A 19,965-nucleotide genomic window follows, 5' to 3' on the forward strand; every position below is an offset into this window, starting at 1 on the left:
CTTCATGCACGGGCGGTGAAGCTGCGGGGCGCGAACCGATGGCCGCGCCCCGCCGCACAATGGCTTACTTCTTCGGCGGAACGCCAGCGGTCGTGGTGGCCGGCTTGGCAGCAGGAGCCTTCGGCGCAGCCTTGGCTGCAGGAGCTGCCTGGAGTGCAGGCTTCACAGCGCCCTTGGAATTGATGTTCGCAAGGATATCGGTCGAGAAGCCCGAGAGCAGTTCGGCGATACGCTTGTTGCGGGCCTGCAGCCAGTTGTAAGCAAGCACAGCCGGAACCGCGACGAGCAGACCGATAGCGGTCATGATCAGCGCTTCACCAACCGGGCCGGCAACCTTGTCGATCGATGCCGAACCGGCAAGACCGATCGCGATCAGAGCGCGATAGATGCCGATAACCGTACCGAGCAGACCGACGAACGGTGCGGTCGCACCCACGGTTGCGAGGAACGGCAGGCCGCCGGCAAGCTTCGAGTTCACCGCTGATTCCGAACGGGCCAGCGAACCGTGCAGCCAGTCGTGCGCTTCGAGGCTGTCGGTCATTTTGCCGTGCTGATCTTCTGCAGCAAGACCGTCGTCGACAATCTGGCGCCATGCGCTGTTCTTGTCGAGCTTGGCGGCGCCTTCTTTCAGGTTCGGTGCGCGCCAGAAACTGGTGCGAATCGTCTTGTACTGGTTCAGGATCTTCTGCTGTTCCAGCCACTTGGTGATGAGGATGTAGAACGAACCAACCGACATGATCACCAGAATGGTGAAAATCGAGTAGGCGATGATACCGCCCTGGTTGAGCGCTTCGACAAACCCGAACTTGTTCTGGGGTGCGGCTTCGCCACCGGCGGCAGCAAGAATGTTGATGATCATTTGCGAGTACCCTCTCAGATGAAACGGATGAAAATATTAGGGGGTGCCGGACCGCCCCATCAGCGGTTTGGTCCGGCGGATTGTCACTTCGGAATTTGCCAGCGCACAGAGCTGGACCAGCTGCTGGCGACTTCATCGCCGTTACCGTCAGTCGCCGGCTTGAAGCGGGCGCGACGTGTAATCAACGAACATGTCGTATTGTCGAGATCCGAGCTGCCGCTCGAACGGGTTACAGTACAACTGGTTACCCGACCATTCGCGCCCACCTGAACGGTAAAGCCTGTGGTTCCTTCGCGTTCCTCACGCAGTGCGCGTGACGGATAGTCGTTGGAGTTGGCCCACGAACCAGGGTTGCCACGCGGACTTGGCGGCTTGGGCTGGAACTTCGGCGGCGGCGGTGCCGGCGGTGGGGGCGGGGCCACAGGAGCAGGCGGCGGTACGCGCAGCACCGGCGGTGCGGGCGGCGGAATCGTCGGCTGCGTCTGGATCGGCGGCGGTGCCGGCGCAATATTGATCGGCGGCGGCGGCGCGACAACCGGGGGCGGTGTCGTGTCGGGCTGCTTCTCAGGCGGCGGCGGCGGTGGTTTCTTTTCGGGCTCCGGCTCTTTGATATCGACTGTGGTTACACGTTCGATCGCCTTCTTGACTGCCGAATAGGCAAGTCCGGTGACGAGCGCATAACCGAGGGCGATATGGATGAGCGCAACGATGACAATAGCGACAATCTTGCTGCCGCTCATCTGTTGGTCTGCGTAGGCCATTCAGTCGCATCACTCCATCGTCTCACGCCGGGCGAGGCCCGGCAAACAAACTTCGAGGACGCGAGCTTATGCCACGCCTCGACGCAATCATTGCTGTCCACCCTGCGTTCCACCGGATTAGGTGGAACTTAACGTCCACCGGACCCCCGATGATCCAGTCTGGACGTCCGGGACATTATGGTTTTCCTCTCCCGGTTCGAGCGAACTCTTAACGGGCTCATTCGCACCGCGCAAACCCTTTATCGGTTCACCGTGAATTCAGAGCCTGTCGTCTGCAACGGATAAAGCGCGATCCGGTTTCCATACCCAACTGGAGTCGCTATCGCGGAGAACGTTATGATTAAGACCATCCCCTTTCGCCGCCGGGCCATCGGCACTGCTGTTGCACTCGCAATTCTCCCTTTTTCAGGAGGGATTTCTGCGCCTCTTGCGGCGGCGGAACCGGTTTCATCGACGGCATCCCGGCTAACGTATGCGGACCTGGCGGATCTGGCCGATGCGGCCAATGCAGTGGTCCATGTAAAGGTGACCAGTCAGGCTACCGTATCGCCTGAAAGGGCACCCAATGTCGTGCCCGGAATGGTGCGAATCTATGTCGAGGCAGCGACGGTGGCGCTGGTTTCGGGCTCGGCGCCGGTGGGCGAATCGCTGCGATATCTGGTCGATCTCCCGCTCGATTCGCGCGGGAAGGCTCCCAAGTTGAAGAAACAGGATTTCCTCCTGTTCGCCCGCGCCGTTCCCGGCAAACCGGGTGAACTGCAACTTGTGGGGTCGGGGGCGCAACAGCCATGGACGCCGGAACTGGAGCAGCGCGTGCGCCCCATTCTGACGGCGATGCTGTCGCCCGACGCGCCGCCGCATATCACCGGTGTGCGCGATGCGCTGGCGGTGCCCGGCACGCTGGCGGGTGAATCGGAAACGCAGATGTTCCTTTCGACCAGAAGCGGCGATCCGGTGTCGATTTCGGTCGTGCGCCGCCCCGGCATGGATCCGGTGTGGGGCGTATCGTTTTCCGAAATCGTCGATCAGGCAGCGCGCCCGCCCGCGCGGGATTCTTTAGAATGGTACAGGCTTGCCTGTTTCCTGCCCGCGCAATTGCCGGCCAAGGCGAACCTGTCCCGCGATTCTGCGTCGCGGGCACTTGCCGAAGACGATTATGCCTATGTGATGCAGCAACTCGGCCCCTGCACCCGCACCCTTTCCCGGCAATAGTATCTCTATCTTTGCCAGCGCCGCGCCGCTCGCCTAGGGGGGGGCAGCGCGACTTTGGTGAAGGGAGTTTTACATATCATGGCCGAACCGTTGCGGATCGCACTGGCCGGGCTGGGCACTGTCGGAGCAGGGGTGATTCGCCTGCTCGACGTAAACGCCGCGCTGGTCGGCGCGCGTGCAGGCCGCCCGTTGCAGATCGTGGCTGTCAGCGCGCGCGACCGGGCGAAGGATCGCGGAGTGGACCTGTCGCGATACGAGTGGTGCGACGATATGACGGCGATGGCCGCCCGCGACGATGTCGATATCGTGGTCGAACTGGTCGGCGGGTCCGACGGACCGGCGCTCACGCTGGCGCGTAACACCATCGCGCAGGGCAAGGGGCTGGTCACCGCCAACAAGGCGATGATCGCGCATCATGGGCTTGCACTGGCCGAAGCGGCGGAAGCAGCCGGGGTCGCGCTCAAATTCGAAGCGGCGGTCGCTGGCGGTATCCCGGTGGTGAAGGGATTGCGCGAAGGCGCGGCGGCGAATGCCATCGAAAGCGTGCAGGGTATTCTCAACGGCACCTGCAATTTCATCCTCTCGACGATGGAGGACAGCGGGGCGGATTTCGATGACGTGCTGGCGCAGGCGCAGGCGCATGGTTATGCCGAGGCCGATCCCACGTTCGATATCGAAGGGATAGATGCCGCGCACAAGCTGGCGATTTTGTCGGCCATCGCGTTCGGCGCACGGCTCGATTTCGCGCAAGTCCATGCCGAGGGGATCGCGCGGGTGCGTGCGGCCGATATTGCACGGGCCAAGGATCTGGGTTTCGTCATCCGTCTGGTCGGATCGGCCGATGTAGAGCCCGCGCCCGGTGGCGGGCAGCGCCTGTTGCAACGGGTGCGCCCGTGCCTGGTGCCCGACGGGCATCCGCTGGCCCATGTCGATGGACCGACTAACGCGGTGGTCGCGCAAGGCAATTTCTCCGGCCGCCTGCTGTTTCAGGGCGCCGGTGCGGGCGATGGCCCGACGGCAAGCGCGGTAGTGGCCGACCTGATCGACATTGCCCGCGGCGAGGCCGGTCCGGCATTCTCGGTGCCGGTGGGCGATCTGGCCCCGCTCGAACCCGCCGACGCGGGCGAACGGACCGGGCGCAATTATATTCGCTTCACTGTGGCCGACCGTCCCGGCGTGCTGGCGGAAATCACCGCCGCGATGCGCGATGCTGGGGTGTCGATCGAAAGCCTGATCCAGCAAGGCCGGCAGAAAGAAGGCGGCGAAGTGCTGGTGGCGATGGTCGTGCACGAAGGCCCGGCGCGCACCGTTACCGAAGCGTTGCGCCTGCTCGAAGGGTCGGAAAGCCTGACCGCACCGCCGCTGGTGATGCCTATTCTGGCAGCGTAACGGGCGGTTCGTTCGCGCCCGCGCTTCCCTGCACGGCATTGCCGTTGTTTACGGGTGAGTCAGGCTGACCATCGCCCGATGCGGTTCCGGGCTCCGGGGCTGCGGGTGGCGGCCCGTCATAGCCGCGTGGGGCCAGCCCGCGCGCGACGCGGTCGGCATCCGAGCCGGGTGGGGCTTCTGGAATCGCTTTCAGGTCAATCATCACCGGCATGGGTTTGGGGCACGGCGGCACGAAGCACCCGCGCGCCACCACCGGACCAGGGTAATGCGGTTCGAAATCGGGCGCACGCGGGACAATGTCTTTCACGGTGCTCGGGTCGAGTTCCATGCTCGATTTGACGCGGAACTGGCTCTGTTCCTCCAGCTCGCCGCACACGACAATGGGGCCGCCCGGTTCGGGCGCCGGGCACTTGCTCTTTTTTTCTTTCGCTGGCGGGCCATAAGCCTGCTTTGCGGTATCAATGGCCTGTTCGGCGGTTACTTTATCGCCATCCTGCGCGTAAGCAGTGGTAGGCAAAAATATTGCCAGGGCAATCGCATAGCGAACAACCCGGCCTGCACTGCTCGACAATCCCGGGCTCCTTCGGCTACCGGGCCCTAACACTCGCTTCTGGGACTGAATCTGCCATGAACAAGACGACACCTTCGACATCCAATGCGCTCGACCGGGTGCTCGTGCTCGAAATGGTCCGCGTGACCGAAGCCGCCGCTATCGCCGCCAGCAAGATGGTCGGGCGTGGGGACGAGAAAGCCGCCGATGCCGCCGCTGTGGAGGCGATGCGTATGGCGTTCGACGAACTCTATATGGACGGCACCGTGGTCATCGGCGAAGGCGAACGCGATGAAGCGCCGATGCTCTACATCGGGGAGAAAGTCGGCGGCGCACCGGGCAAAGGGCCGAAGATCGATATCGCGCTCGACCCGCTGGAAGGCACTACGATCACCGCGAAGGCCGGGCCGAACGCGCTGGCCGTGCTGGCCGCCGCCGAAGAAGGCTGCCTGCTCAACGCGCCCGATACATATATGGACAAGCTGGCTGTTGGCCCCGGCTATCCCGAAGGAATCATCGATCTGGCGAAAAGCCCGACCGAAAACGTCAAAGCGGTGGCTGCCGCGAAGGGTGTCGAGCCGGGAGACATTATCGTTTGTGTGCTCGACCGTCCGCGCCATGCCGATTTGATCGCGGAGCTGCGCGGGCTGGGCTGCGGCGTCGTGCTGATCGGCGATGGCGACGTGGCGGGTGTGATCGCAGTGACCGATCCCGACACCACTATCGACATGTATATGGGCCAGGGCGGTGCGCCCGAAGGCGTATTGGCCGCAGCAGCGCTGCGCTGCGTGGGCGGACAGTTCAACGGTCGTCTGGTATTCCGTAACGAGGATGAGAAAGCCCGCGCCCGCAAATGGGGGATCGCGGACAAGGACTTCGACCGGATTTACAAGCTGGAAGAACTGGCCAGGGGCGATTGCATCTTCGCGGCAACCGGTGTGACCGACGGATCGCTGCTCGATGGAGTCAAGCGCCTGCGCGGCGGCAAGATGACGACCGAAAGCGTGGTGATGCGCGCATCGAGCGGGACGGTTCGCTGGATCCGGGGCGAACACCGCATCTGATCGGTCGGCGGATTGCGCCGCCGGATGAATTATCAAGCCTGTCCACAACGCGGGCAGGCCCTGTTGCAATCGTGAGACTCCCGGCTAATCCCGCCGGGAGCCTACATTTACGCGATTCTGTGCCGCCAGCCGAGGGAGCCCCAGTGCGATGAAGATCATGTCCGGCAACTCGAACCTCCCGCTCGCCCGGGCGATTGCGGGTTATCTCGAAATGCCGCTGACCGATGCCAGCGTCCGCCGGTTCGCGGATGAAGAGGTGTTCGTCGAAATTCACGAAAACGTGCGCGGCGAAGATGTGTTCGTGATCCAGTCGACCGGCTTCCCGGCCAACGACAACCTGATGGAACTGCTGATCTGCATCGATGCGCTGCGGCGGGCTTCGGCCCGGCGGATCACTGCGGTCGTTCCCTATTTCGGTTATGCGCGGCAGGATCGCAAACCCGGCCCGCGCACCCCGATCAGCGCCAAACTGGTCGCCAACCTGATTACGCAGGCAGGGGCGGACCGCGTGCTGTCGGTCGATCTTCACGCTGGCCAGATTCAGGGATTCTTCGATATCCCCACCGACAACCTGTTCGCCGCACCGGTGATGGCGGCGGATATTCAGGCCCGCTACGGTGATCGCGACCTGATGGTGGTGTCCCCCGACGTCGGCGGCGTGGTCCGCGCCCGTGCACTGGCCAAGCGGCTCGACAACGCGCCGCTGGCCATCGTCGACAAGCGGCGCGACCGGCCCGGCGAATCCGAAGTGATGAACATCATCGGTGACGTATCGGGCCGCCACTGCATCCTGATCGACGATATCGTCGATTCGGGAGGCACGCTGTGCAACGCGGCGCAGGCTCTGCTCGACAACGGTGCCAAGTCGGTTGCCGCCTATATCACGCACGGGGTGCTGTCGGGCGGTGCTGTGGCTCGTGTCGATAGCTCCGCGCTGGAAGAACTGGTGATTTCCGACACTATCCGCCCGACCGATGCTGCCAACGATTCGAGCCGTATCCGCATCCTCACGATTGCCCCGCTGATCGGCGAAGCGGTCCGCCGGATTGCCGACGAAAGCTCGGTCAGTTCGCTGTTCGATTGATCGGCAAGCGATGACCATTGCCGACGATATCGCGCTGGCACACCGGCTGGCCGATGCCGCCGGGGCGGCTATCCGGCCGCATTTCCGGGCGGTGGATGCGGAGCGTAAAGCCGATGCATCGCCTGTGACCGAAGCGGATCGCGGCGCGGAAGAAGCAATGCGGCGTATTCTTGCTGCCGAAGTGCCGCGCGACGGGATCGCGGGTGAGGAATACGGGTATGAGAAGGGTGAGAGCGGGCGCCAGTGGGTGCTCGATCCGATTGACGGGACTGCCGCTTTCCTTGCCGGGCGACCGATTTTCGGCACATTGATCGCGCTGCTGCACGATGGCTGGCCGGTACTGGGCATGATCGATCAGCCGATCCTGAAAGAACGCTGGCTGGGCGTGACGGGGCAGCCAACCACGCTGAATGGTCAGCCGGTGACAACGCGCGCCTGTCGCGAACTGGCCGATGCCACACTGGCGACGACCGGGCCGCATTATTTCGACGATCACGATGGCGCCCATTTCATGGGGCTGGCCGCGAAGACCGATCATAAACGCATGGTGATGGGCGGCGATTGCTATAACTACGCGATGCTCGCCACCGGGCAGATCGACGTGGTGTGCGAAGCCAATCTGAAATTGCACGACTGGGCCGCGCTGGTTCCTGTGGTGGAGGGGGCCGGTGGCACGATGTGCGACTGGAACGGCGATCCGTTGCACATCGACAGCGATGGTCACGTGCTGGCGCTGGGCGACCCCGCCCGATTGGAAGATGTGATCGAGGCGCTCGCCTGCCATCATTGATCCGGGTGCGCGGCGCTTTCCTACAGTGGGATCGCCCGGCACAGTGCGCGGCATGGTTTTGCCCGATCTGCCCATTCGAATAGCTGCTGTCTGCGTGGCTTTGCGGACCATTCCGGCATGGCGCTCGTTCGCTTGCGCGGGGGCAGGTTTTTCTTCTTCAGGACAGTGTAACATGTGTAACACTTGTTCAGGCTGCCTGTGCCGATCCTGAACGCAGCCCATGTGTTCAGGCGGCGGGGTGGTATCGGTGCTTGCCTTTGGCGGCCACGCCCGCTAGTGGCGCGCGCTTCACCGACACGTGATTCATGTGCCGGCCTGGCGAACAAGGGCTGCCAGGGCTGGCCGTACGTGTCCCCGAAAGGAGACGAAAATGCCCAAGATGAAGACCAAGAGCGGTGTGAAGAAACGCTTCAAGATCACCGCGACCGGCAAGGTCAAGCACGGTGTGGCCGGCAAGCGCCACCGCCTGATCAGCCACAATGCGAAGTACATCCGCCAGAACCGCGGCACCTCTGTGATCTCCGACGCCGATGCGAAGACGATCAAGAAGTGGGCCCCTTACGGCCTCGATTGAGCGCCCGGTAGCAGGAGATATAGGATATGCCTCGCATTAAACGCGGCGTGACCACACGCCAGAAGCACAAGCGGATTCTCGACCAGGCCAAGGGCTATCGCGGTCGCCGCAAGAACACCATTCGCGTTGCCCGTCAGGCGGTCGAAAAGGCCGGGCAATATGCCTACCGCGACCGCAAGGTGAAGAAGCGCACTTTCCGTGCGCTGTGGATCCAGCGGATCAACGCCGCAGTGCGCGCCGAAGGTCTCACCTATTCGCAGTTCATGCATGGCGTGAAGCTGGCCGGGATCGAGCTGGACCGTAAGGTTATGGCCGACCTCGCGATGAACGAAGGCGCGGCCTTCACGTCGATCATTGCACAGGCGAAGAAGGCACTCGGCTAAGCCGGACTTCCTCCGATACGAATCGCAAGGGGGCGCCGTGGCATTGCCATCGGCGCCCCTTTTGCATGTGCCCGATTTGCAAGCCGGGTTGCAATTTCCGAGACTTAGTGCTCGAAGGCGCACAACCTTGGAAAACCAGGGAGAAATTGGGGAAGCGCTAGTTCGTCCACGGGGGGCAACGGGGTCGTGACAGAGGAATGTCATATCGATGTGCGGTTCTTTGCGCCGCCACCCGAATTCGATGGGTGTTTCACCACCTTCTATCGGGCCACGTTCACTGTGCCGGGCGGCGGCACTGTAACCGACCATCTCCAGCCCGAATGGGCCAATCTGCGGGTGTTTTCGCAAGATCTGCCGCGAGCCCACATGATCGGCGGTTCAACGGTTGAAGGTGCGCGGCTGCTGGTGACCGGGCCAAGTTCGGCGCCCAACCGGTTTGAAATCGCCTCTACCCGGATGTGGGGCATCGGCCTGTTGCCATTGGGCTGGGCACGGTTTGTCCGGCTGCAGGCGGCAGATCACGCGAACCTGCTGGCGGAAGTCGAAAAGCATCCCGCGTTCACGTGCTTCGCTTCGCTCAGTAACATCTTCGCGAACGAACCCGATGACGAGGCGGAACTGGCGCAGCTGATCGCGTTCTTCCGCTCCATCGATGAACCGTGCGGCGACACCGACACCATAACACTGGTGCATGGAGCGCTGGTCGATCCAGAGGTCGCCAGTGTGGCAGAACTGTCCAAACGCTCCGGCCTGTCAGTGCGTGCGCTGGAGCGGGTTTGCAGGCGCCATTTCGGGTTTCCGCCAAAGCTGCTGCTGCGCCGTCAGCGATTCATGCGATCGCTCGCGACTTTCATGCTGGCCGAGCAAGGGCAATGGAAGGCGGCGATCGACGAACATTATCACGATCATGCCCACTTCACGCGCGATTTCCGGGCATTCATGCATATGACTCCCCGCGAATACGCGGCATTGCCGCATCCGGTGCTGAGCGCATTCATGGCAGAACGTAAGCGGATATGGGGTTCGCCCGCCCAAACGCTCGACAAGCCCGATATCTTGTTCAAACAGGTCGGCGCGCTCGAATCCGAGCGCGCCGATCCGTTATCGTAAGTTATCTGAGGTCTTCGACAGAAACCCAGCCGGTTGTGCCGTAGTTGTCCGTTACTTCCACAAACAACCCTTCACGCTTGCCAGTGGGATTAAGCTCGGTCCCGGCGCGCACCGCCCGCACGTGCGCCGCGGTCTTTGCGGGCGCGGCATAGATATGGCTGTCCACTGCGACAGTGGCAGTCGCATCTTCTGCGTCTGGCGCGGCTGACCCGCCCGGTGCAGGTGCGGTTTCGAGCAGTGCGCGTTGTGCGATCACCTGATTGAACGCGATAATGAACGCTTCGGCCAGTTGCTCGCCGTTCTTGTTGCCCTGATACCCTGCGGCAGAAGCAGCGTTGCTGGCCCATCCGAACCCGCCCGAATTGCCGAAACTGATCGAGGTTTTCCTGACCGAACCCGAGCCTGCGGCAATTGTCTGGCCGGTCATCGGGCTGACGACCTTGAGGCCAGCGGCCACAGTCTTCTTCTTGCCGCCCAGCCCGCCAAACATGCCCAGAGCAGAGCCGCCGAATGGTACTTTACTGAGGATCGATCCGACCGCCCCGGAACGGACCAGTGCCTCTGTCGCAGCGCCTTTTGCCATCTCGACGCTCTTATCCACTTCTTCCTGATTGCCCGCTACCGCTGTCATCAGGAAGCGCGCAGGCACACTCGGATCGGTCTGCGGCGTGAAACAACCCGATTCGGTCGCCAGCGCGTTAAGCAGTGCGCGCGGGCTGCCCAGCCCATATTCTGACCACCCGGCGACGTCGCCATCGATCAGGGCGATTGTGCCGATGCTCCTATCGCATTTGGCCAGTTCCGGCGGCGGGTTTTTGGCAGCTAATGCCGGAGCGGCGCTCGCCATTGCCCCAATGGCGAAAATGTATGTCAATGTACGCATGGTCGTCTGTTTCCCAAGATATGGATGACCACCGCGCCCCCTGTTCCGACGCGATAGTCGCAAGGACGTTACATGCGACTCGACGTGCGATTGCCTGATGTTCTTTCATCTGCATCGCACGGACATTGCTTTACTTTTGGCATATTCTGGAGGGAAATAACAGACCGGAAAGGATGGGCTGCATTCCTGCTGCAAAGTTGTGAGCACCCTGTCGGATGTCAGAGGAGGCGGTTCAGGTGCTCCACCGGCCGGATCCCGGCACGGGAGCGGAATAATCGCGGCCATTGCCAGTTTCCGGGCAGACCCTTAGGGGCCTTTTCACGATGACCGACACCAACGAATCCAAACTGGCCGAAGCTTTGGCCGCCATCCGCGACGCCAGCGATGCTGCTGCGCTTGATGCACAGCGCGTTACTGCACTGGGCAAACAGGGCTGGGTCAGCCAGTTGCTCAAGACTCTGGGCGGGATGAGCCCCGAACAACGGCAGAGCGAAGGCCCGCGTATCCAGTCGATCCGCGCGCAAGTCAGCGATGCCATCGTCGCGCGCAAGTCAGAGATCGACGCTGCCGCGCTGGAGGCACAACTGGCCAGCGAAACGCTGGACCTGACATTGCCTGCACCAGACGCGCCGCGTGGCAGTGTCCACCCGGTCAGTCAGGTGATGGACGAGTTGGCGGAAATCTTCGCAGACATGGGCTTCTCAGTCGCCACCGGGCCGGAAATCGAGGACGACTGGCACAACTTCACTGCGCTCAACATGGCGGAAACGCACCCGGCGCGGGCGATGCACGATACGTTCTATTTCCCCGATCGCGATGCGGAGGGGAACCGGATGCTGTTGCGTACGCACACTTCGCCAGTCCAGATCCGCAGCATGGTGGCGCAGGGCGCACCGGTTCGCATCATTGCGCCGGGGCGCGTTTATCGCAGCGACAGCGATGCGACCCACACCCCGATGTTCCACCAGATCGAAGGGCTGGTGGTGGATGAAGGCATTCATCTGGGGCATCTCAAATGGACGCTGGAAACTTTCCTCAAGGCCTTCTTCGAACGCGACGATATCGTGCTGCGTCTGCGCCCCAGCTACTTCCCGTTCACCGAACCGAGCGTGGAAGTCGATGTCGGCTGGAAAGACGTGAAGGGCCGCCGCGTTCTGGGCGGCGATGGCGATGCGCCGGGCCACGGATGGATGGAACTGCTCGGATCGGGCGTCATCAACCGTCGGGTGATCGAATTTGCCGGACTGGACCCTGATAAATGGCAGGGTTTTGCCTTCGGCGTCGGTGTCGACCGGCTGGCGATGCTCAAATACGGGATGGATGATTTGCGCGCGTTCTTCGATGGCGATCCGCGTTGGCTGGCGCATTACGGGTTCAGCCCGTTCGACCAACCGACCCTGTCGGGCGGAGTGGGAGCACGCGCATGAAATTCTCGCTCGAATGGCTGAAGTACTTCCTCGACACCGAAGCGAGCGCAGCGGAGATTTCCGCGAAGCTCAACGCTATCGGCATCGAAGTGGAAGCGATCGAAGACCCGGCGGAACGGTTCGCCGGTTTCCGCGTGGCTCATGTGCTGACTGCTGCGCCCCATCCCGATGCGGACAAGCTGCAGGTGCTGTCGGTCGATACCGGTGAAGGCGATCCGTTGCAGGTCGTGTGCGGTGCGCCCAATGCCCGCGCCGGGATGAAGGGCGTGCTCGGCCTGCCCGGTGCGGTCGTGCCGGTGAATGGCATGGAATTACGCAAGAGCGCGATCCGCGGTGTCGAATCGAACGGCATGATGTGCTCTGTGCGCGAGCTGGAGCTGGGCGACGATCACGACGGGATTATCGAACTGCCCGCCGATGCCCCGGTTGGCATGGCCTTTGCCGAATACAACGCGGCATCGCCGGTGTTCGACGTGGCGATCACCCCTAACCGGCCCGATTGCATGGGCGTGGAAGGGGTTGCGCGCGATCTGGCGGCGGCGGGGCTTGGCACGTTCAGGCCTGTGCGGGCAGAGCCGGTGGAGGGTACATTCCCGTGCCCGGTGGAAATCCGCACAGACGATCCCGAAGGGTGCCCGGCATTCTATGGCCGGGTGATCCGGGGCGTGACCAATGGCGCATCGCCCGACTGGATGCAGCGCAGGCTGCGCGCCGCAGGGCAGCGCCCGATCAGTGCGCTCGTCGATATCACGAACTATCTGATGCTGGCGTTCGGGCGGCCGGCCCATGCTTACGACCTGGCGCAGCTCAACGGTGCCGTGGTGGCACGGCGAGCACAGTCGGGCGAGCAGGTGCTGGCGCTCAACGAAAAGACCTATACGCTCGACGACAGCATGACTGTGATTGCAGACGATAACGGTGTGCACGATATCGCCGGGATCATGGGTGGCGAGCATTCGGGCTGTTCGGATCGTACCACCGATGTCCTGCTCGAAATCGCTTACTTCGACCCCGAACGCATCGGTGTGACGGGGCGCAAGCTGGGCCTGTCGAGCGATGCGCGCACCCGCTTCGAACGCGGGGTCGATCCGGCGTTCCTCGATGGCGGGCTGGATTTGCTCACTTCGCTGATCCTCAAGATCTGTGGCGGCGAAGCAAGCGAAGTCGTCCGCGCGGGCTCTCCGCAGAGCGAGCCGAAGGTCGTGGCATACGATCCGGCACTGGCTGCAAAGCTGGGCGGAGTAGAAATCGCGCCGGAAGAGCAGCGTAGCATTCTCGAAAGCCTCGATTTCGCAGTGGACGATAGCTGGCAGGTCACTGCCCCGCTGCGCCGCCACGATATCGAAGGCGCGGCGGATATCGTCGAGGAAGTCGTCCGTATTCACGGGCTGGACAAAGTCGCCAGCGTGGCTCTGCCGCGGGCCGATGGCGTGGCCCGGCCGACAGCTACGCCCGAACAGTTGCGCGAACGCAAGGTGCGCCGCGCTGCTGCTGCGCGCGGACTGTTCGAAGCGATTACCTGGTCGTTCTTGCCGGAGGCGGATGCCGATCACTTTGCCGATGGGAACGGCGGGCTGTGGGTGCTCGAAAACCCGATCAGCGAAGATATGAAGGCCATGCGGCCCTCGCTCATCCCCGGACTGCTGGCTGCGGCCAAGCGCAATGCGGATCGCGGGGCCGATGCGACGCGTCTGTTCGAACTGGGCCGACGCTATTTTCGCGGCGATGCCGGGGCGAGCGACGAACGCGCCACGATGGGCATCCTGCTGGCAGGCGATAAAGTGTCGCGTGGCTGGGCAAATGGCAAGGCCGCGCCCTTCGATGCCTATGATGCCAAGGCCGAAGCGATTGCTTTGCTGGAAGCGGCGGGTGCTCCGGTCGGCAATCTGCAAGTGATGGGCGAGGCCGGTCCGCAGTTCCATCCGGGGCAATCGGGGACACTCCGGCTCGGTCCGAAAAACGTGCTTGCCCGATTTGGCGCACTTCATCCCAAGACGCTGGAGGCCTTCGATATCGAAGGGCCAGTGATGGCGGTGGAACTGTTCCTCGATGCGATCCCTGCGCCGAAGAACCCCGGTTTCGCCCGCGCGCCCCATGCGCCGCCCGCGTTGCAGCCGGTGACGCGCGATTTCGCGTTCCTCGTAGATGCCAGCGTACCCGCAGGCGATCTGGTGCGTGCGGTAAAGGGCGCGGACAAAGCCAGTATCGTATCGGCCCGCGTGTTTGACGTGTTCGCCGGGCAGGGGGTGCCCGATGGCAAGAAATCGGTCGCGGTCGAAGTCGTGCTCCAGCCCGCGGCCAAAAGTTTTACCGACGAAGAGATCAAGGCGATTGCCGATAAGATCGTGGCGTCTGCCGCGAAGCAAGGGGCGGAGCTGCGCGCATGACGAAAACGGCACTGGTAACCGGCGCGACATCGGGCATTGGTGAAGCGACCGTTCGCGCGCTGGTCGCGGCCGGATGGCGCTGCATCGCCACCGGGCGGCGCGCCGAACGGCTCGATGCGTTGGTGGCGGATCTGGGTGCGGATAAAGTGCACCCGGCGGTGTTCGATGTGCGCGACGATGCCGCCCGCGATGCCGCGCTGGATAACCTGCCGCCGGAGTTCGCGCAGATCGATCTGCTGGTGAACAATGCCGGTCTGGCGCAGGGCCTCTCGCCCGCGCAAGAGTCCAGCATGGAAGACTGGCAGACGATGATCGATACCAATGTCACTGCGATGGTATCGCTGACGCGCAAGATGCTGCCCGGCCTGATCGCGCGCAAAGGGGCGATCATCACGATTGGTTCGGTCGCGGGCAGCTACATCTATCCCGGCGGCAACGTCTATGCCGGGAGCAAGGCGTTCGCCAACCACTTCACCCTCGCGCTGCGCGCCGATCTGCATGGCACCGGAGTGCGTGTGACATCGATCGAGCCGGGGATGGTGGAAACCGAATTCACGCTGGTCCGCACTGGCAGCCAGCAGGCGTCCGACGATCTGTACAGCGGCGTCCATCCGATGACGGGTGACGATATCGCTGCAGCGATTCTATGGATCGCCGAACTGCCGCCGCACCTCAACATCAACCGCATCGAACTGATGCCCGTGAACCAGGATTTTGCTGGCTTCCGTGTCGCCCGCGACTGACCGAACTGCTGTTCCTTTTATGACATCCAATCGCCGCACATTCGCGATCATTTCTCACCCTGACGCGGGTAAGACCACGCTGACGGAAAAGCTGCTGCTGACCGGCGGAGCGATCCACCTTGCGGGCGAGGTCAAGGCGCGCGGGGCCGCCCGGCGGGCGCGCAGCGACTGGATGAAGATCGAACAACAGCGCGGGATTTCGGTCACCTCCAGTGTGATGACGTTCGAACGCGACGGGATCACGTTCAACCTGCTCGATACGCCTGGGCACGAGGATTTCTCCGAAGATACCTATCGCACGCTGACTGCGGTGGACAGCGCTATCATGGTGATCGACGCGGCCAAGGGGATCGAGCCGCAGACGCGCAAACTGTTCGAAGTGTGCCGCCTGCGTTCGGTGCCGATCATTACGTTCGTGAACAAGGTCGACCGCGAAGGCCGCCCGGTGTTCGAATTGCTGGACGAGATCGCCGATATGCTGGCGCTCGACGTGTCGCCGCAAGGGTTCCCGGTGGGGATGGGCGGCCAGTTCGAAGGGGTGCTCGATTTCGCCAGCGGCACCGTTGCCCGGCCTGAGGGGCCGAGCAAGGAATTCCACGGCCGCCGCGATGCCGACGCCGCATTGCCCGATGACGTGGCAGAAAACGTCGAACTGGCGCAGATCGGCTATCCCGAATTCGATCTGGATGCCTATCGCAACGGCGATCTGACTCCGGTCTATTTCGGGTCCGCGCTCAAGAACTTCGGCGTGACCGAACTGATCGAAGCGATCGCCCGGTTCGCCCCGCCGCCGCGCCCACAACCGGCGGGTGACGAACAGATCAGCCCCGACCGCGACGAAGTCACCGGATTCGTGTTCAAGGTGCAGGCCAATATGGACCCGCAACACCGCGACCGCATCGCGTTCATGCGGATGGTGTCGGGCACGTTCAAACGCGGGATGAAGCTGACGCCGAGCGGGCTGGGTAAACCGATCGCGGTGCATTCCCCGATCCTGTTCTTCGCGCAGGATCGCGAAATTGCCGATACCGCGGAAGCGGGCGATATTATCGGCATCCCCAACCACGGCACATTGCGGGTGGGCGATACGCTGAGCGAGAAGAACGCGGTGCGCTTCACCGGCCTGCCCAACTTCGCCCCGGAAATCCTGCGTCGCGTCGTGCTGAAAGACCCGACGAAGACCAAGCAGCTTCGCAAGGCGCTCGACGATCTGAGCGAAGAGGGTGTGATTCAGGTATTTTACCCTGAAATCGGTGGGCAGTGGATCGTCGGCGTGGTCGGTCAGCTTCAGCTCGACGTGCTGGTTTCGCGCCTTTCGGCGGAATACAAAGTGGAGGCGATGCTGGAAGCGGCGCCGTTTGCCACTGCCCGCTGGCTGAAAGGCAGTGCGGAGGCGATGAAATCGTTTGAGGATTTCAACCGCGCGCATCTTGCAAAGGATCGCGATGGCGATCTGGTGTTTATGGCCAAGAGCCCGTGGGACGTGAACTATCAGGCGGAAAAGAACCCCGATCTGACGTTCTCTGCCACGAAAGAACGGTAGGGGGCAGGGCGCGCTGCGACGGAGTGCGGGGCTGTCAGGGCGCTAGTCTTTCCAGCCTCCTCAGCAGGCACCCATCAGTCCAACCATTCTCAACCCCTTTTCGTCATTGCGAACGTAGTGAAGCAATCCAAGGTCCGACGGTGCCGCCTGCCGCGACAGTCGTGGCTGGGCGAGGTTCGTCGATGGATTGCCACGTCGCTATGCTCCTCGCAATGACGAGGGATGGAGGAGGCGCCTTTCCGTAGGCAGCCCCGAAAGCCCACGGACTTTCGCCCTCATTCGTCAGTGCGAGCGGAGTGCAGCAATCCATAGCCCGACAGTATTGCCTCCCACCCAACGCGGCAAAGCGGGGTCTCACCCCAGGGGTAGGCGCAGTTCCGCCATCAGGCCGCCTTCGGGCCGGTTGGTAAGCACCAGTCGCCCGCCGTGTTGTTCGGCAATTGCACGGGCGAGTGTCAGGCCTAGGCCGGTGCCGCCGGTTTCGCGGTTACGGCTTGCTTCGCCGCGCGCGAACGGTTCCATCATATCGGCGATGCGATCGGTTGGAATGCCGGGCCCGTTGTCAGACACGCGCAACACGGCGTCGTTGCCCTCGCGGTCGAGCGATACCTCTGCCGTGCCGCCATAGCGCACCGCATTCGACACCAGATTACGCAGCGCACGGCGCGCCCAGGTGACATGTACCGGCGCCACCACACGCGGCCCATCCGCCAGCGTGACCGGCTGGCCCATGTCTTCGAATTCTTCCACCACCGCAGCCGCCAGCGCGCCCAGATCGGTGCGTTCGGGCGGTTCGCTGGCGCGACCCACACGGGCAAGCGAGAGGATATCGTCGAGCGAGCGCGTGATATCTTCGATCCCGGCGGCCATACGCGCGCGCTCGGTTTCATCTTCCACCGACTCTATCCGAACCCGTAGCGCGGCCAGCGGGGTTTTCAGATCGTGGCCGATCGCACCCAGCATCACGTCCTTTTCATCCAGCATAGCGGCGATGCGGGCTTCCATTGCGTTGTGCGCGGCGATCAGGCGGCGCAGATCGTCGGGGCCAGTGGGTTCGATCTGCCCTTCGGTATCCTGTGAGCGGGCGAACCGTTCGACCCGGTTGGTCAGCGCCGCCAGCGGGCGGGTAATCCGCCGCAGCAACAGCGCCAGAATGCCAACCAGCACCAGATAAAGCACCGCCGTTTGCACCACCAGCGTTTGCAGGGCGCGCTGATCGCCATTGCGGGCGAATACGCGGGCAACCCGCCACTGATCGCTATCGGTCAGGCGCAACCCGGCGATCACCAGTTCGCCATCGGGCAATTCGAACTGCGTGCCTGCGATGCGGGCAAATGCGGCATCGTGATGCGGATCGCGCGACAGCACCACCAGATCGCCGATCCGGGCGTCCTCTTCGCTCAAGATCGTGCGCAGCGCCTTCTCACGGGCGAGATCGCGCTGCTCTCCATCGGCCAGTGGAGATTTGTCGGTGATTTCCAGTCGCAATGCGCGGGGCAGGCGGCGATCGTGCTTGTCCTTTTCCCGGGTGAGGGAGCTGCGCTTGTCGTCGTCTTCGTCATTATCGTTCTGGCGGAAGCGCCGTTCGCGCCTCTCGTGCCGCTCTGCCTGAGAGGATTCGAGGCGGAATGCGAGCGAATGAAGAATTGCAGATTCGCGCCGCTGCTCGCTGGAGCGATAGAGCAGAACCGCCGAAATAGCCTGCGCGATCAGCAGAGCCACCGCCACTGCCAGCAGCACCTGACCCAGCAGGCTGCGTGGCCACAGGCGCATCACGTGCCTCGCCCGTCGGCAATACGGCGAACGTCCGCAGCGAAACGATATCCGCCGCCGCGCACGGTCTGGATGAAATAGGGATTGCGGCTGTCCGCTTCGATCTTGCGACGCAGGCGACTGACCTGATTATCGACTGCGCGGTCGAACAGGTGGGCTTCGCGGCCCTGAACCATATCGAGCAGGCGGTCGCGGTCGAGCACTTGCCGCGGATGATCGAGGAACGCCACCAGCAGGCGGAATTCGGCGGTGGAGATCGGCACGGTCGCTCCCTCGGGATCGGTCAGGCGGCGCTTGAGCGTATCGAGCTGCCAGCCTTCGAATTCGTAGCCTGCGTCTTCTTCCACCGGTGTCGCGCGCTGCGAACGGCGCAATACAGAGCGGATGCGAGCGACCAGTTCGCGCGGTTCGAACGGTTTGACGACGTAATCGTCCGCGCCGATTTCCAGCCCGACGATACGGTCGGTTGCTTCGCCCTTCGCCGTGAGGAGGATTACCGGCAGATCTTTCGCCTCTACCAGATGGCGACACAGCGACAGCCCGTCTTCCCCCGGCATCATGATGTCGAGCAGAGCTAGATCGGGGGTCTCTTCCAGCAAGGCACTGCGCGCGGCGGCGGCGCTATCGGCTTCGCGTACAGCGAAACCTTGCCGCGAGAGATAGGCGGCAAGCGGTTCGCGCAAAGTCGCTTCATCGTCGACCAGCAGGATGCGGATAGGGGTGGGTTCGGTCATGATCTCAAGTGCACATGACGGGGCGCGCCGGTCAAGCACGCCCCGTCGAAGTTGAACGCATCCGCTGTGCGGGGCGATCAGTTGGTCGCAGGCGCGGCGGGCTTCTGCGCCTGTTTCTGAGCGCGCATCTGCTGCCACTTGGCCTTCATCGCGTCGCGGGCGGCCTTGCGTTCGGTAGCGGTTACGGTGCCATCCTTGTTGGCATCGGTAGCGTCGAAGCGCTTGAGCGCGGCGGTCTGAAATTCGGCCTTGCTGATGGCGCCATCCTTGTTGGTATCGGCCATTTTCATCATCGCCATGCCGCCACCGCGATGGCCACGCTTGCCCATACGATCGCTATGTTTACCGCGCCGTTCGCCGCGTATTTCGCCATCGAGGGCGCGTTTCTGTTTGCCGGCGGCAGCGAATTCTTCCCTGCTGATCGAGCCGCTCTTATCGGTATCGATCCGGTCGAACATCTTTGCCTTGCGGGCAGTGCGGTCGCTCTGGTCGATCTTGCCATCGCCGTTCGCGTCCATCTTCGCGAACATGGCGTCGGCCTTGGCCGTTGCCTGTGCGCGGGTCTGGTCGCCGCCCTTGGTCATCATGCCGGGGGCAGCATAGGCAGCACCGGCAAGGCCGGCAGTGGCCAGCGTCGCCGCGGCAATCGAGAGTGTCAGTTTACGCATATCGTGGCTCCTGTCGGGAAACGGGAAGAGT

The 19,965-nt window shown here is 63.0% G+C and carries 19 protein-coding genes; 12 read left to right on the top strand and 7 right to left on the bottom strand.

Going from position 1 to position 19,965, the window contains the following annotated elements; genetic code table 11:
* Positions 1-64: 64 nt before the first annotated feature.
* The gene (locus CV013_RS09100; protein WP_102154931.1) at positions 65-859 is read right to left on the bottom strand and encodes a MotA/TolQ/ExbB proton channel family protein; all 795 of its coding nucleotides are present in this window, start codon (positions 857-859) and stop codon (positions 65-67) included.
* Positions 860-942: 83 nt separating this feature from the next.
* Positions 943-1,620, bottom strand: a complete 678-nt coding sequence (locus CV013_RS09105; RefSeq protein WP_102154932.1) for an energy transducer TonB — start codon at positions 1,618-1,620, stop codon at positions 943-945.
* Between the two features lie 336 nt (positions 1,621-1,956).
* Here CV013_RS09105 and CV013_RS09110 point away from each other — a divergent pair, with 336 nt between their 5' ends.
* Both CV013_RS09110 and CV013_RS09115 read left to right on the top strand, forming a co-directional pair.
* Positions 1,957-2,832 (top strand): hypothetical protein, encoded by an 876-nt coding sequence (locus CV013_RS09110; protein ID WP_190276464.1) that lies wholly within the window; start codon positions 1,957-1,959, stop codon positions 2,830-2,832.
* A 78-nt stretch (positions 2,833-2,910) separates the two neighbouring features.
* The gene (locus CV013_RS09115) at positions 2,911-4,221 is read left to right on the top strand and encodes a homoserine dehydrogenase (protein ID WP_102154933.1); all 1,311 of its coding nucleotides are present in this window, start codon (positions 2,911-2,913) and stop codon (positions 4,219-4,221) included.
* Here the strand turns inward: CV013_RS09115 and CV013_RS09120 are convergent.
* Positions 4,205-4,792, bottom strand: coding sequence for a hypothetical protein (locus CV013_RS09120; protein WP_102154934.1), 588 nt, complete (start codon positions 4,790-4,792; stop codon positions 4,205-4,207). The two genes, CV013_RS09115 and CV013_RS09120, sit on opposite strands and share 17 nt — an antisense overlap.
* 56 nt (positions 4,793-4,848) lie before the next feature.
* On the opposite strand from CV013_RS09120, the gene glpX reads away from it, so the two are divergent.
* The 6 genes from glpX to CV013_RS09150 all read left to right on the top strand — a co-directional run bounded on the left by glpX (position 4,849) and on the right by CV013_RS09150 (position 9,776).
* Positions 4,849-5,835, top strand: coding sequence for a class II fructose-bisphosphatase (gene glpX, locus CV013_RS09125; protein WP_102154935.1), 987 nt, complete (start codon positions 4,849-4,851; stop codon positions 5,833-5,835).
* Positions 5,836-5,983: 148 nt separating this feature from the next.
* Positions 5,984-6,919 (top strand): ribose-phosphate pyrophosphokinase, encoded by a 936-nt coding sequence (locus CV013_RS09130; RefSeq protein ID WP_102154936.1) that lies wholly within the window; start codon positions 5,984-5,986, stop codon positions 6,917-6,919.
* A gap of 10 nt (positions 6,920-6,929) precedes the next feature.
* Positions 6,930-7,709 (top strand): histidinol-phosphatase, encoded by a 780-nt coding sequence (hisN, locus tag CV013_RS09135; RefSeq protein ID WP_102154937.1) that lies wholly within the window; start codon positions 6,930-6,932, stop codon positions 7,707-7,709.
* Between the two features lie 370 nt (positions 7,710-8,079).
* Positions 8,080-8,283 (top strand): 50S ribosomal protein L35, encoded by a 204-nt coding sequence (gene rpmI, locus CV013_RS09140; RefSeq protein ID WP_102154938.1) that lies wholly within the window; start codon positions 8,080-8,082, stop codon positions 8,281-8,283.
* Positions 8,284-8,309: 26 nt separating this feature from the next.
* A complete protein-coding gene (rplT, locus tag CV013_RS09145) occupies positions 8,310-8,666 on the top strand; it encodes a 50S ribosomal protein L20 (RefSeq protein ID WP_102154939.1) in 357 nt (118 codons plus the stop codon).
* Positions 8,667-8,852: 186 nt separating this feature from the next.
* Entirely contained in the window at positions 8,853-9,776 is a 924-nt protein-coding gene (locus CV013_RS09150; protein WP_223805188.1) for an AraC family transcriptional regulator, read from the top strand.
* 1 nt (position 9,777) lies between these two features.
* Here CV013_RS09150 and CV013_RS09155 read toward each other — a convergent pair whose 3' ends face one another.
* Positions 9,778-10,659: an SH3 domain-containing protein gene (locus tag CV013_RS09155; protein ID WP_102154940.1), complete on the bottom strand. Its 882-nt coding sequence runs from the start codon at positions 10,657-10,659 to the stop codon at positions 9,778-9,780.
* Positions 10,660-10,982: 323 nt separating this feature from the next.
* Here CV013_RS09155 and pheS point away from each other — a divergent pair, with 323 nt between their 5' ends.
* From pheS to CV013_RS09175, 4 genes are read left to right on the top strand one after another with little or no spacing between them, the layout of a single operon-like run.
* Positions 10,983-12,086 carry a phenylalanine--tRNA ligase subunit alpha gene (gene pheS / locus CV013_RS09160; RefSeq protein WP_102154941.1) on the top strand — a complete coding sequence of 368 codons (1,104 nt, stop codon included), beginning with the start codon at positions 10,983-10,985 and terminating at the stop codon, positions 12,084-12,086.
* On the top strand, positions 12,083-14,473 hold the full coding sequence (gene pheT / locus CV013_RS09165; RefSeq protein WP_102154942.1) for a phenylalanine--tRNA ligase subunit beta: 2,391 nt from the start codon (positions 12,083-12,085) through the stop codon (positions 14,471-14,473). The genes pheS and pheT overlap by 4 nt, the downstream gene beginning before the upstream one ends.
* Positions 14,470-15,216 carry an SDR family NAD(P)-dependent oxidoreductase gene (locus CV013_RS09170; RefSeq protein ID WP_102154943.1) on the top strand — a complete coding sequence of 249 codons (747 nt, stop codon included), beginning with the start codon at positions 14,470-14,472 and terminating at the stop codon, positions 15,214-15,216. Before pheT ends, CV013_RS09170 begins: the two co-directional genes overlap by 4 nt.
* Before the next feature lie 19 nt (positions 15,217-15,235).
* Complete coding sequence (locus tag CV013_RS09175; protein ID WP_102154944.1) at positions 15,236-16,759, top strand: peptide chain release factor 3; 1,524 nt, start codon at positions 15,236-15,238, stop codon at positions 16,757-16,759.
* Positions 16,760-17,113: 354 nt separating this feature from the next.
* On the opposite strand, the gene CV013_RS09180 is transcribed toward CV013_RS09175, so the two are convergent.
* The 3 genes from CV013_RS09180 to CV013_RS09190 all read right to left on the bottom strand — a co-directional run bounded on the left by CV013_RS09180 (position 17,114) and on the right by CV013_RS09190 (position 19,934).
* Complete coding sequence (locus CV013_RS09180) at positions 17,114-18,532, bottom strand: ATP-binding protein (RefSeq protein ID WP_102154945.1); 1,419 nt, start codon at positions 18,530-18,532, stop codon at positions 17,114-17,116.
* Positions 18,532-19,266: a response regulator gene (locus CV013_RS09185; protein ID WP_102154946.1), complete on the bottom strand. Its 735-nt coding sequence runs from the start codon at positions 19,264-19,266 to the stop codon at positions 18,532-18,534. The genes CV013_RS09180 and CV013_RS09185 overlap by 1 nt, the downstream gene beginning before the upstream one ends.
* A 77-nt stretch (positions 19,267-19,343) precedes the next feature.
* Positions 19,344-19,934, bottom strand: coding sequence for an EF-hand domain-containing protein (locus CV013_RS09190; protein ID WP_102154947.1), 591 nt, complete (start codon positions 19,932-19,934; stop codon positions 19,344-19,346).
* Positions 19,935-19,965: the final 31 nt, after the last annotated feature.

Source organism: Tsuneonella flava, assembly GCF_002870965.1.
Classification (GTDB): domain Bacteria; phylum Pseudomonadota; class Alphaproteobacteria; order Sphingomonadales; family Sphingomonadaceae; genus Tsuneonella; species Tsuneonella flava.